A 12,273-nucleotide genomic window follows, 5' to 3' on the forward strand; every position below is an offset into this window, starting at 1 on the left:
AGGAGGCCGAAGGCCGGGCGGGGTGGGGGTGACACAAGAAGTTTGGATCGTTGGGAGAGCAGTGCAAATCTGTGTGAGTTGAGACAGGGGAGGGGGCAAGCCCCCCTCCCCGTCAGCCCCTCCCCCAATGGCGATAGCCACCACGGTCCAGTGTATCGGGGCCTCACCGCCAGAGATTCCAACAACTACAGTAGACACCAAGCCACCTTCAGAACCTCAGAAGTCCCGGTGCTAGCCACTTGCGCCTTTCAGATGCGCATGCTAAAATGGGACACACCAAATTGAGCGTCGCCCACGCCGCCGCCGTCCGAGCACCGTCAGAAGCACCCCACCCCCCCGCCGATGGAGAACATTTTGTATCGCCGCAACCAACACTAAACGTACTATGGAGAGCGGAACGGTTGTGGGAAACCGTGTCTTTATCGCGGATAACGCAACAGTCATCGGAGACGTGATCCTCGCCGATGACGTGAGCGTATGGTTCGGCGCCGTCGTTCGGGCCGACAGGGACCGGATCACGGTAGGCGCCGGCTCAAACATCCAGGACAACGCCGTCGTCCACACCACGATCGGATTCCCGGTCACGATCGGGACCGACGTCTCGGTCGGCCACGGGGCCATCCTGCACGGCTGCGCCATCCGCGACCGTGTGCTCGTCGGGATGGGCGCCGTCGTCCTGAACGGCGCGGTGGTGGGGGAAGGCTCCATCATCGGCGCCGGCGCCGTGGTGACGGAAGGTAAAGAGATACCGCCAAACTCGCTGGTCCTCGGCGTGCCCGGGAAAGCGATCCGGGAGACGACACCCGAGCAGCAGGAAGGTATTATTCGCAACGCGCGCGAATACGCCAGACTTGCAGGGAGGTATCGCCATGACTGACGTCGTCGTCATCGGCGCCGGGGTTGCCGGCATCCAGGCGGCGCTCGACCTTGCGGACCACAACATCCACGTCCACCTCATCGAGCGCGAACCGACCATCGGCGGGCACATGGCCCAGCTCGACAAGACGTTCCCCACCAACGACTGCTCGATGTGCATCCTCTCCCCGAAGATGGTGGAGGTGGCCCGGCACAGAAACGTCACCATCCACACCTGCTCCGAGGTCGAGTCGGTCGAGGGAGAGGTCGGGAACTTCCGGGTCAGGGTCAGGAAGCACCCCCGCTACATCATCGAGGAGGAGTGCAACGGGTGTGGGGACTGCACCCGGATCTGCCCGGTCGAGGTCTACAACCGGTTCGACGCCGGGATCGGGGTCCGGAAAGCCATCTACAAGCCCCATGCCCAGGCGGTCCCGGACATCGTCGTCAAGGACCGGGAGCACTGTATCGAGTGCGGCCTCTGCTACGACGTCTGCGGCAAAGAAGCAATCCTCCACGAGGACGAAGAGCGCCTGATCGAGATAGAGGCGGCAAGCATCGTCGTCACGACCGGATATGCGACGTTTGACGCCCGGAATAAGACGCAGCTGCGCTACCTCGTCATCCCCGACGTCATCACGAGCCTTGAGTTCGAGCGGATGATCAACGCGAGCGGCCCGACGGGCGGCAAACTCAAAAGGCTCTCGAACGGCAAACCGCCCCGGAGCATAGCGTTCGTCCAGTGCGTCGGCTCCCGCGACGCCTCTATCGGCCGCCCCTACTGTTCCGGCGTCTGCTGCATGTACGCGATGAAGAACGCCATGCTCATCCGGGAGAAGAACCCTGGCGTCGATGTCACGGTCTTCTATAACGACGTCCGGGCCTACGGCAAGGGCTACGAGGAGTATTACGAGCGGGCGAGGAGCCTCGGGATCCGGTTCGTCCGCGGGTTCCCCGGCGAGGTGCTCGAGGAGGACGATCATCTTATGATGACCGCGGAGAACACCGAGACCGGCGAGGTGGAGACGTTCCACCCGGACCTGGTGGTGCTCTCCATCGGGCTTGAGCCCGCGGGAGGAGCAGAGGAGATCGGCCGGATGCTCGGCATCCCGAGAGACGAGTCCGGGTTCTTCGGGGCTGCCGATCTGAAACTCGGCCCCGTCCTCACGGTGAAGCCCGGGATCTACGTGGCAGGAACCGCCACCGCGCCGAAGGATATCCCCGACTCGGTCGCCATGGGCGAGGCGGCCGCAATGCGGGCGTATCTTGACGCAATCAGGGCAGGATAAGCATGCCGGAGACGAAAGAGCCCTACACTATCGCGTGGGATGCCGAGAGCGAGTGCATCGTCTATATCGACCAGACCCTCCTCCCGGGAAGATACGAGATGATGCGGTGCACCACCATCGACGACCTCGCCCGGGCGATCCGGCGGCTTGAGATCCGGGGGGCCCCGGCGCTCGGGATCGCCGGCGCGATGGGCGTGGCGCTCGCGGCCGTCCGGAGCACCGAAGAGGATCTCGGCCGGTTTCTCGACGATGTCCGGCGGGCCGCGGACCACCTGCGGAGCACCCGCCCGACCGCGGTCAACCTCGCATGGGGGATCGACCGCGTGACGCGGAAGGTCGCAATGGCCGCATCGGTCGCGGAGGCAAAGGCCATCGCCGTAGCCGAGGCGAACGCCGTCGCAAAAGAGGACGAACTGACCTGCCGGAAGCTCGGCGGATTCGGCGAAGACCTCTTCCCCGACGAGTGTACGGTGCTCACCCACTGCAACGCGGGAGCGCTTGCCTGCCGGTGCTGGGGGACGGCCCTCGGCGTGATCCGCTCGGCGGTCGCGGCCGGCAAGAACGTCCGGGTGTTCTCCTGCGAGACCCGGCCGCTGAACCAGGGCTCACGGCTCACCTGCTGGGAGCTTGCCCGAGACGGGATCGACGTGACCCTCATTCCCGACTCTTCGGCGGCATACCTGATGCGGAAGGGGAAGATCGATCTCGTCATCGTCGGCGCGGACCGGATCACAAAGGACGCGGTCTTTAACAAGATCGGAACCTACATGCATGCAGTTGCCGCCCGTCACCATAAGATCCCGTTCTACGTCGCGGCGCCGGTCTCGACGTTCGACCTTTCCCGCAGGGAGACGGATATCATCGTCGAGGAGCGGGACCGTTCCGAACTCGCCTACTGCGGCGACCGACAGCTCGTTCCCGACGACGTCAAGGTGCTCAACTACGCCTTCGACGCCACCCCGCTCGATCTTATCGACGGCATCATCACCGAGATCGGGGTACTCCGGCCGCCGTATGCCGAGTCCTTCCGGCTTGTCGGGAAGGGAGAGGAAACCAGACCATGATGTTCTTTGAGTCCGGGATCTGGATCCAGTTGATGACCATCATCGGCGAGATTACGTTCTTTCTCATCCTCGGCATGCTGCTTTTGGCGGTGGCCCTTGCCATCATCGTCACCGCCTCGATAACCAGGGGGAAGTTCTACCTTCCGCGGATCCTGATACCCGGCCTGGTCCTCCTCGAAGGGCTCGTCAAGGCGTTCTGCAAACTCCTCGGGCTGGATGATCGGGATCTTGTCACGTTCTTCATAACCCTCCGCAACACCATGAACACAAAGGCGTTCTCGGAGACTCCTGTGCGGCAGCGGGCGGTCTTCCTGCCCCAGTGCCTGCGGTCGGCCCAGTGTCCGGCAAACCTGACGCCGGAAGGCCTCAAGTGCCGGAACTGCGGCCGCTGTGCGGTCGGGGAGAACGCGGCCTGGCTGGAGCATATCGGCTACCGCGTCTTCATCGTCCCGGGCTCGACGTTCATAAAGCGGATGGTCAAGAAGTACCGACCGCGGGCGATCATCGGCGTCGGCTGCCTCATGGAGGTAAAAGACGGGATCGATATGTGCGATAGAATCGGGATCACCCCCATGGGCGTCGTGAACGTAAAAGACGGGTGCGTGGAGACGGTGGCGGACTGGATTGCGGTGAGGGACGTCGCCCTGCTCGGCGTCGAACACCCTTCAGGTGCCGTAGACCTTCACGGCCCTGCCGAATAGGCGTTCGCTCGTGACCTTGCCATAGACGAAGATCGTCTCGCCGCTGTTGACGTCCCCGACGCGGACTCCCGGCCGGAGGGTGATGTTTCCCCCCGCCCGGATTGAGTGGAGATGCGCGTTGTCGCAGATGGTGGCCGTTTTCTGGACACAGAGCGGCCCTTTGACCTTGACATCGTGGCCGACGACGATGCTCTCTGCTTCGATAGAGCCCCCGACTGTTGAGCCCGGCCCGAGTTCAAAGCAGCCGGCAACCACCACGTTGCCCCAGATGTGCGTCTCCGCAGGAACGATGAAATTCCCGTCTATCTTCACGTTTCCGTCAAAAAAGGAACCTTTTGGTGCTATGTATGTGTCCCCGCGCCGGTAAACTTTCATGAAGATCTTCCGGATAACTACTCGGTCCGTAACCAGATAAAATTATAGTAGGATTTCTCGAAGCCTTAAGACCGTACGGGGTTTTTACCGGGCGGCCCAGAATTTTCTCCCTGGAGAACCCGGACGCCGGCGAGGGGTTCTCCGGACTACACCACCGCGGCAACCGCAAAGACCGCGAGCGCGGCGAACATCCCGACCCGGAGGATCGATGTCGCCCGGGATTCCCGGACACATGCCGGCGTCGTGCATCGTGCCCCCCTGACGGCCCCAAAGAGGATGATGATATCCACAACCGCGATGGCGGCAAGGTAGAAGAGGCCCCACCAGTCCCCGAAGGGGAGAAGGCTTGCCGCCACGGCGGCGAGGCCGCAGGCGAGCGCGAGCACCCCCGTCCACCGGACGCCGATGATCATGGGAAGGGTGCGTGCGCCTCCGGCGGCGTCCCCGTCCACGTCTTCGGCGTCTTTGAGAACCTCCCGCGCAATGGTCGCAAGGAATGTGATCGCCGCAAGCGAGAGGTTCTGGATGAGCCCCTCGATCCCCGCAAACGCTCCGCCGAAGAGAAAGACGCTCGCCGTCAGGTAGGCGACCGCGAGGTTGCCGATGCCCGGGGTCCGCTTCAGCCAGAGGGCATACGCGACCAGGATCACGACGTTCACGAGGGCGATCGCAAGGCAGAGCGTTGTCGTCAGGGCGGCGGAAAGCAGTCCGCCGATGAAGAGCACCGCCGTGTAGGCTTTTGCGCCGGCAAGACTGATCAGTCCCGCCGGTATGGGCCGGCCGGGCCGGTTGATCCGGTCGATATCGACGTCGTAGACGTCGTTGATCACGTTCCCCGCGGCGGTGATGAGCGTGACAGCCACGGCGAGCAGGAGCGACGGCGGCGTGAGGGTCCCGGTGGCGACGAGGTAGCCGATGAGCGCGGTAAGCCCGGCAACGACGGCGTTATGCGGACGGGTGATCCTGATAAAAGCGGCGGCGCTCATTCTTGGAGAGTTAGGTTTTCTGCCTATCGATAAATAACCAGAGGTTCTCTGAGCAAGAACCCGGAAAAAGGACGGGCTTGGGGGGATTTGAACCCCCGGCATTCAGCTTAGGAGGCTGACGCCATGTCCTGGCTAGGCCACAAGCCCATACACCGGAGTATTAGTATTATTCATCAGAAGGTATAAGGGTATCGAGCATCCACCTTTCCGGAAGCAATGGATATCGTTGAGGTTACGGAGGGAAGAACCCGGTTTTTCGTGCCGAGGCAGGATCCTCACCTTCAGTTCCCGCCGGGGAGCGGCCCGGTCTTTTATAACTCGCGCATGGAACTGAACCGGGACGCCACGATCCTCCTCCTCTCTGCGTTAAAACCCGGGAGTTACCTTGACGCCATGGGGGCGTCCGGTGTCCGGGGGCTCCGGGTGGCGCATGAGGTCGGCATACCGGTGACGATCAACGACTGGAACCCGAGAGCGGTCGATCTGATCCAGGAGAACGTAACGGCGCTGGCGATTGCCGCCGAAGTCACTCGCGGAGACGCGAACGCCCTGATGAGCGCTCGGAAGTTCGACGCCGTCGACCTCGACCCCTTCGGGACACCGGCGCCGTTCGTCGACGCAGCGGCCCGGAGCGCAGGGAGGTACCTCTTTGTGACCGCGACCGACACCGCGCCTCTCTGCGGGGCGCACCTGAAAGCCGGGATGCGCCGCTACTTCTCTCGTCCCCGGAACACCGAGTACCATGCCGAGGTGGGCCTCCGGACGCTTCTCGGGTTTGTTGTGCGCGAGGTGATCAAGTACGACCGCGGGGTGGAACCCCTCTTCTGTTACGCGCACGAGCACTTCCACCGGCTGCACCTCCGCCTCAGGGACGGGGCAGCGGCGGCCGACCGGACCCTCGCGCGGATCGGCTACGTGATGCAGTGTCCCCACTGCCTCTACCGCTCGGAGAGAACGGGGATGCTCCCTGAGGCGGAGAAGTGCCCGCTCTGTGGCGTGGACCTCGTCCCGGTCGGCCCCCTCTGGACCGGGAGGATCAACGATAATCCAACGCTCGTTGCGATGGAAGAGGCGCTCCCCGGAGTCACGGCCAGGACCGGGACGCGGATCGCCCGGCTGCTTGCAACCTGCGGGCAGGAATTGGAGACCTCGAGCCACTACGACTACCACGTCATAGCAAAATCGCTCCGGGTCTCGCCCGGCAGCATCGGGACGGTCATCGAACGTCTTGTGGCCCTCGGCTACCAGGCAAGCCGCGCACACTACTCCGGTACCGCTATAAAGACCGATGCGCCGCTTCCTGTCCTTGAAAAAGCGATCAGCGGCGGGTGACGACGGTGAGGACGTCCCCGTCCGCGAGCTGGTGGTTGAGGCCGACACGTTGCGCGTCGTGCTTGGCCGAGTCACCCCAGACTTTTGCGTACCGGAACTTGTCGGCGAAGTCCCGGTGAAGCCGGTCGCAGACATCCTTGACGGTCGCCGGGCTCCGGATGATCATCGGCTCGTCCATATCCGCGGGGCCGCCGACCGGCTTTAAGTAGACCCGCATGAAGCCAAGGTTATCGAATATGGCGTCTTTTAAGTCATCGATGCGGTAGCCGCTGTGCGCCGATACCATGATGGGCTCTTCGCCGAACCGCTCGGTCAGTTCTTCCTCGATCACCGCCCGGGTCTTCTCGTCCACCAGGTCGACCTTGTTGACCGCGATGAACGCAGGGACGTAGACCCGGTTGCCGATCATCGCGTCGATGAAGTCGTCCTGCGTGACGCCGTTGCGGATCAGGACGTCTGCGTTGACGATCTTGTTCTCTGCGAGGATTGCGCGGATATCCTCGAGATCGAGGTCGACGGCGCCGACGGTGTTCAGCCTGATACCGCCGTTTCCGGCCTTCTTGATGGTGATATCGGGTTTTGGTCGGTTGATCCGGATCCCGGCATCATGGAGCTCGCGGAGGAGGACGTCCACATGCTTCTCATTGAAGACGTCGACGAGAACCAGGATAAGGTCGGCGCTCCGGACGACGGCGATAACCTCTTTCCCGCGGCCTTTGCCCATGGCGGCCCCGGCGATCAGGCCGGGGATATCCAGGATCTGGATCTTTGCGCCCCGGTGCTCCATCGAACCCGGGATGACGGAGACGGTTGTGAATGCATAGGCCGCCGTCTCCGAGAGGTCGTTGCCGGTGAGCCTGTTGAGCAGCGTACTCTTTCCGACGGACGGGAAACCGACCAGGACAACAGTGGCGTCTCCCGATTTCTTCACGGAGTAGCCCTCGCCTCCGCCGGAGGAGGCCATGGCCCGGGCTACTGCTTCATCACGAATTTTTGCAATTTTCGCCTTGAGGCGGCCGATATGCTTGGAGGTCGCCTTGTTGTACGGGGTATTCTTGAGTTCGTCCTCAAGTTCCCGTATCTGCTCTTCGACACTGCTCATTACTGCCGGTACACGTATGCGGGGAAGCTACTTATTGGTGTCTGTGGTGAAAATCACGGATTGGCAGGGAAATCCAGGCCCGGATACGGCTCAGATTGCCCGGTTGCGTGCAGGGTCGTGGAGGGGCAGGTATGCGACAGGTTTAAGTACAAATAGATCAAACAATGTAGAGCACGTTGGTGCAATGCGCTGCTATAGTGTAGACCGGCCAATCATGTAGGACTCTCACTCCTACGACTGGGGTTCGAATCCCCATAGCAGCATTCTGTTCTTCAATCACAACCCATCGAGATGCTTCCATGAATCAACCCCCCAACCGAGACAGGAGATCCCAGAAATATCTCGGCAGTAAAGGCCTCATTCTCCTGATTGCCCTTCTCTCCGCCTTTGTCCCGCTCTCAACCGATCTCTACCTCCCTGCCCTGCCCGGTATGGGGGACTACTTCGGCGTCTCTGCGAACCTGACAAACCTCACCCTGATCCTCTTCTTCCTCTTCTTCAGCCTCGGGCTGCTCTTCTGGGGACCGCTCTCCGATAAATACGGTCGCCGGCCCGTTCTCCTCGCAGGGCTCGCCCTGTATATAGCGGCAAGCGCCGGGTGCGCCCTGTCATGGGAGATCTGGCACCTGATCGCCTTTCGCGTCCTCCAGGCCGTCGGCGGCAGCGCCGCCTCTGCGGTCGCGACCGCGATGGTCAAGGATGTCTACGACGGGAGGCGGCGGGAGTCGGTGCTCGCGCTCGTCCAATCGATGGTCGTCATCTCGCCCGCCGTCGCCCCGGTTCTCGGGGCGTTCATGCTCCCCTACACGTCATGGCGGGGGCTCTTTGTCGCGCTCGCCCTCATCGGGACCGTCTCGATGGCGGGCGGCCTCCTCCTCGAGGAGACCATACCCTCGCGGTATACCGGGACAATGAAGCAGTCCGTCCGCCGGCTCGGGACCGTGCTCAGGAATCCAGGATTTACGTCACTGCTCATCGTCTTCTCGCTCGTGAGCACCGCGTCCTTAGCGTTCGTCTCCGCTTCGCCGTACATCTACCAGGAAGGGTTCGGGCTCTCGGAGCAGTGGTACAGCCTCTACTTCGCCCTCAATGCCGCGGCCCTGATAGCCGGCCCGTTCCTCTATCTCTGGCTCTCCCGGCACTTTAGCCGCCGGATGATCGTCGGGTCCGGTTTTGCCGTCATGATCGCCAGCGGGGCGCTCGTCTGCCTCTTCGGGAGCCTGGGACCACTACTTTTCGCCCTTGCCCTCTTCCCGGCCTCCCTGATGGGGAGCGCTGTGCGCCCTCCCGGTGCGTTCCTGATGCTCGACCAGCAGAAGGAGGACACCGGGTCTGCATCCGCCCTGATCAACTGCTCAAGCCTCGTCTTCGGCAGCGCCGGGATGATCCTCATCTACCTCGGCGGGGAGAGCCTTGTTCTCGGCCTCGGCGCGATCAATGTGGCGGTCGGGGTTGTCTGCCTCGCAGGGTGGACGGTTATCGGGAGACGGGGGCTGACGAAGATCTGAAGGCAGGGCTGCCCTCGCATCTCCGGAGCGCAGCCGATAATTTATGATCGTCTCACTTCCCCTTCATCGCGCGAAGCGCCTCCCGGGCCGCCCTCCGCACCTCCGGCTCCCGGTCTTTCAAGGCCCGCATCAGCGCGAGGCGGGCACGGGGGTCGCCGATCCGCCCAAGCGCCCGGGCAGCCCTTGCACGGACGCCGTAACGCCTATCCGCGAGGCGCGGGATGAGCGGGGCGACCGCCGCCGGATCCCCGATCGCCTCCATCGCCCCGATTGCACGAAGGACGACCTCGTCGTTTCGCGAGCCGAGCAGCGGTATCAGCAACGGAAGGGCCGGCGGCCCGATCTCAACGAGCCGGCGGCGGGCGGCCGCTTCCTCCTTCTGGTTCGCCGCCCGTTCGAGCGCCCTGACCTGCTTTGCTATCGCATCCGGCCGGTCGTCCTCCGGGACGGGGGGCGTCGGCAATTCCGTCCGGACCCGGCTCCCGGGAATCTCCGCGGCAGGAATCGCCCCGACGCCGCTCAGAAGCAGCCCGCAAAGCGTCCGGGGGTCACGACCGGCGAGGACAAGGAGCCAGCGCATGCCGGAAGGGGGCGGGCAGCCTTCATCGGTGCGCCACGCCATCCTCACCATCGCCTCCCACACCTCGTCGGTGATGTCTCCCGAACACGATGCGAGCGACGCGGCGAGGTCACGCCGGAGGCGCTCCGGGATCGCTTCGAGGATCGCATCGATGCGGACGGTCCCGAAGTCGTCCGCCACGACGTATCGCCGGGCCCGGATGTAGTCGCGGACGGCCGCCTCGCTCCTCTGCCGGAACCCGGCAAGCCCGTCATCCTCGTCAGGCGTCTGCAGGACCGGGATGTCGAGAAGGAGGGCGGTCTCCTGGATCCAGGCGAGATCGCTCTGGTAGGCGAACGCGTCCTCGGCCTCGACATACGCCTGCGGCAGGGCGACGAAGTGGTGAAAGACCGGCTCCTTCCCCGGCCGCTTCCGGAGGATCCGGCCCATGCGCTGCACGAGTTGCAGCCGGGTCTTTGAGGACGCGACGTTGATCCCGATCTCCGCGTCGGGGACGTCTATCCCCTCATCAAGCATCTTCGGCGCGATCAGGACGCCGTAACGCGCCGACCGGAACCGGTTGAGGGAACGCTGCACTTCGGAGCGGGGCATCTCCGAGTGGACGCGGTAGGCCTCCACCGTGTCGCAAAGAGCGTTGTAGATGGCGTTGCAGGTCGCGATGTCCATCGAGAAGATGATGCACTTCTTCGTCGCCCCTAACTGCCGGGCAAGCTCGATCGCCCGGGCCGTCTTCGGGGCCGACCGGTGGATGATCATCCGCCGCCGGTAGACGAGGCCGATCAGCCCATACCACGCCTCCGGCACATCGGCTGTCCGGTAGCGGAGGTGGCGCATCAGGCCGACGAACTCCGCGATGCTCGAGAATCGGTCGAACCGGGAGCCGGAGAGTCGTCGGATGATATCCCGGTGCCGACCGTTGATGACGGCAAGTTCGCGGACGATCGCGTCAGAGATCTCGCGGAACTCCTCGTTCTCCCGCACGTCGAGGTATGTCGTGTGGAGGTGGAGGGAGAACGACGGGACGACCGCGTCCTCGCGGGCATCCTTCAGGGTGTATGTATAGACCGTCGGGCCCAGCGCCCGGTCGAGCGGCTGGCGGCGCTCCTCGCCCTCGACCGTCGCCGAGAGCCCCATCTTCCACTTCGCGGGGACGGCAAGGGCTTTACGAAACTGCAACCCCGCTCCGTGATGCACCTCGTCGACGATCAGGAGGTCGGCCCGGTAGCGGTCCGGAGAGCGGTAGACCTTCTGGAGCGTCTCGAATCGGAGGACGAACCGGCCGCGGTACTCAAGCGGCACCGTATAATCGGCGCCGGGGTTGCCGGAGAGGCCGAGTTTCTCCGTTGCCTCCCGCCGCCACTGGTTCAGCAGGGCACGGGAATGGGCGAGCACCAGCACCTCCAGCCGCCCGTGCACCTCATAAAGCCTCAAAGCGGCGGCAAGCCCGATGAGGGTCTTCCCGCTCGCCGTCGCCATCTCGAGGATCCCCCTCCCCCCGGCAGAGAGCCAGGCCTCGAGTGCCCGGCGCTGGTGCGGCCAGAGAGGATAGAGGAGGGCGGGGCGGGCGGCAAGGTCTATAAGTGCGTCGGCCTCCTCCAGCCGTGCAAAGAACTGGTCGGCTCTGCCCGTACCCGCAAGCCGGGCAAGGAGTTCCATCGCAAAGAGGCCGCTCCCGACCGCAAAGAGCGTCGAGACCTCGTCGATCATATCCGGCGCCAACCCGATCTCGAGGCAGATCTTCTTTAAGATCGCGACCTTCTGGCTCTCCGCGAACGGGTGGAGTGTGCGGTAGCAGAGGTGGCGGAACCGGGAGAACTCCTCCGCCGCCTCGTCGGGAAGGCCGGCATCTTCCAGCCCGCCAAAGAGGAGGAAGGCGGTCTCTGCAACGTAACGCTCCAGGCGTTCATAGTGATCGTCGTTTGGGTCCAGCCGGAGAACAAACCGCCCGTCCTTCCGGAGAGTGTTCTCGTAGTAGTTCAGGAGCTCCTCGTCAGCCACCCCGAGCGCAGCGGCTGGTGGAAGCGGGTCGAGGACGCTTCTTTTGAAGGAGTCGAAGGTGAACCGGTCGGGGTTTGTGAGGTAGTCAATCTCGTGTGGCAGGAACCGTCGCATGGCTGGGTCTCCGTGCATTCACTGTGGCCTCGCGCCGGCGCGGCGCCGGACCCGACAGAGCCCGGAGGAAGAGACGCAACAGAGGAAGAGGTGCTCCGGGAGACGGCTGCCACAGTATTCGGGAGGCTTCCGTCCCGGAACGCTCCCCGGAGAGCGGGCACGGCGGGCCATCTCCGGCATGGATGCTCATTCTGAGTCTGCTCCAGGCGGGTTAAACATTATCCTCGCACTCCGGGACCCGCCTCGTTCAAGCCAAAACGGCGCCTGCAGCACCCGTTCCGGCCGGCGATCTCTGGCGAAGGTCCAGGGCACGCACCCCTGGCGCGGCCTCCAGCATGTTACTGTAAATAGTCCCTTTGCTTTGCAATT

10 protein-coding genes and 2 tRNA genes are annotated in these 12,273 nt (G+C 63.7%); 7 read left to right on the plus strand and 5 right to left on the minus strand.

The genetic code is table 11. From position 1 onward, the window contains the following. Positions 1 to 385: 385 nt before the first annotated feature. Genes QZ650_RS07035 through QZ650_RS07050 form a run of 4 tightly spaced genes read left to right on the plus strand, consistent with a single transcriptional unit; the run spans position 386 to position 3,909 of the window. A complete protein-coding gene (locus tag QZ650_RS07035) occupies positions 386 to 877 on the plus strand; it encodes a gamma carbonic anhydrase family protein (RefSeq protein WP_292520457.1) in 492 nt (163 codons plus the stop codon). Further along, positions 870 to 2,144, plus strand: a complete 1,275-nt coding sequence (locus tag QZ650_RS07040) for a CoB--CoM heterodisulfide reductase iron-sulfur subunit A family protein (protein WP_292520459.1) — start codon at positions 870 to 872, stop codon at positions 2,142 to 2,144. The genes QZ650_RS07035 and QZ650_RS07040 overlap by 8 nt, the downstream gene beginning before the upstream one ends. Positions 2,145 to 2,146: 2 nt before the next feature. Next, positions 2,147 to 3,208 carry an S-methyl-5-thioribose-1-phosphate isomerase gene (mtnA, locus tag QZ650_RS07045; protein WP_292520461.1) on the plus strand — a complete coding sequence of 354 codons (1,062 nt, stop codon included), beginning with the start codon at positions 2,147 to 2,149 and terminating at the stop codon, positions 3,206 to 3,208. After that, complete coding sequence (locus tag QZ650_RS07050; protein WP_292520463.1) at positions 3,205 to 3,909, plus strand: DUF116 domain-containing protein; 705 nt, start codon at positions 3,205 to 3,207, stop codon at positions 3,907 to 3,909. The genes mtnA and QZ650_RS07050 overlap by 4 nt, the downstream gene beginning before the upstream one ends. Here the strand turns inward: QZ650_RS07050 and QZ650_RS07055 are convergent. The 3 genes from QZ650_RS07055 to QZ650_RS07065 form a co-directional block, all read right to left on the minus strand. After that, entirely contained in the window at positions 3,874 to 4,221 is a 348-nt protein-coding gene (locus QZ650_RS07055; RefSeq protein ID WP_292520465.1) for a polymer-forming cytoskeletal protein, read from the minus strand. The genes QZ650_RS07050 and QZ650_RS07055 overlap by 36 nt on opposite strands. 209 nt (positions 4,222 to 4,430) lie before the next feature. After that, positions 4,431 to 5,270: a geranylgeranylglycerol-phosphate geranylgeranyltransferase gene (locus QZ650_RS07060; RefSeq protein ID WP_292520468.1), complete on the minus strand. Its 840-nt coding sequence runs from the start codon at positions 5,268 to 5,270 to the stop codon at positions 4,431 to 4,433. Positions 5,271 to 5,342: 72 nt separating this feature from the next. Next, positions 5,343 to 5,417: transfer RNA gene (locus tag QZ650_RS07065), tRNA-Arg, on the minus strand. A gap of 69 nt (positions 5,418 to 5,486) precedes the next feature. Between QZ650_RS07065 and QZ650_RS07070 the strand changes: the two genes are divergently transcribed. Beyond that, positions 5,487 to 6,602, plus strand: coding sequence for a tRNA (guanine(10)-N(2))-dimethyltransferase (locus tag QZ650_RS07070; RefSeq protein WP_292520470.1), 1,116 nt, complete (start codon positions 5,487 to 5,489; stop codon positions 6,600 to 6,602). Here the strand turns inward: QZ650_RS07070 and QZ650_RS07075 are convergent. Next, a complete protein-coding gene (locus QZ650_RS07075; RefSeq protein WP_292520472.1) occupies positions 6,589 to 7,704 on the minus strand; it encodes a GTP-binding protein in 1,116 nt (371 codons plus the stop codon). The two genes, QZ650_RS07070 and QZ650_RS07075, sit on opposite strands and share 14 nt — an antisense overlap. 188 nt (positions 7,705 to 7,892) lie before the next feature. Here QZ650_RS07075 and QZ650_RS07080 point away from each other — a divergent pair. Beyond that, positions 7,893 to 7,967, plus strand: a tRNA-Glu gene (locus tag QZ650_RS07080). A gap of 36 nt (positions 7,968 to 8,003) precedes the next feature. Next, positions 8,004 to 9,212 (plus strand): multidrug effflux MFS transporter, encoded by a 1,209-nt coding sequence (locus QZ650_RS07085; protein ID WP_292520474.1) that lies wholly within the window; start codon positions 8,004 to 8,006, stop codon positions 9,210 to 9,212. A 52-nt stretch (positions 9,213 to 9,264) separates the two neighbouring features. Here QZ650_RS07085 and QZ650_RS07090 read toward each other — a convergent pair whose 3' ends face one another. Beyond that, positions 9,265 to 11,904, minus strand: coding sequence for a DEAD/DEAH box helicase (locus QZ650_RS07090; protein WP_292520476.1), 2,640 nt, complete (start codon positions 11,902 to 11,904; stop codon positions 9,265 to 9,267). Between the last annotated feature and the right edge of the window lie 369 nt (positions 11,905 to 12,273).

It is taken from the genome of Methanoculleus sp. (genome assembly GCF_020696975.1).
Taxonomy (GTDB): Archaea; Halobacteriota; Methanomicrobia; order Methanomicrobiales; family Methanoculleaceae; genus Methanoculleus.

Coding starts and splice junctions, on each gene's coding strand:
- QZ650_RS07075 (WP_292520472.1), bottom strand. CDS start 7,704: ATGAGCAGTGTCGAAGAGCAGATACGGGAACTTGAGGACGAACTCAAG.
- QZ650_RS07060 (WP_292520468.1), bottom strand. CDS start 5,270: ATGAGCGCCGCCGCTTTTATCAGGATCACCCGTCCGCATAACGCCGTC.
- QZ650_RS07090 (WP_292520476.1), bottom strand. CDS start 11,904: ATGCGACGGTTCCTGCCACACGAGATTGACTACCTCACAAACCCCGAC.
- mtnA (WP_292520461.1), top strand. CDS start 2,147: ATGCCGGAGACGAAAGAGCCCTACACTATCGCGTGGGATGCCGAGAGC.
- QZ650_RS07050 (WP_292520463.1), top strand. CDS start 3,205: ATGATGTTCTTTGAGTCCGGGATCTGGATCCAGTTGATGACCATCATC.
- QZ650_RS07035 (WP_292520457.1), top strand. CDS start 386: ATGGAGAGCGGAACGGTTGTGGGAAACCGTGTCTTTATCGCGGATAAC.
- QZ650_RS07070 (WP_292520470.1), top strand. CDS start 5,487: ATGGATATCGTTGAGGTTACGGAGGGAAGAACCCGGTTTTTCGTGCCG.
- QZ650_RS07085 (WP_292520474.1), top strand. CDS start 8,004: ATGAATCAACCCCCCAACCGAGACAGGAGATCCCAGAAATATCTCGGC.
- QZ650_RS07040 (WP_292520459.1), top strand. CDS start 870: ATGACTGACGTCGTCGTCATCGGCGCCGGGGTTGCCGGCATCCAGGCG.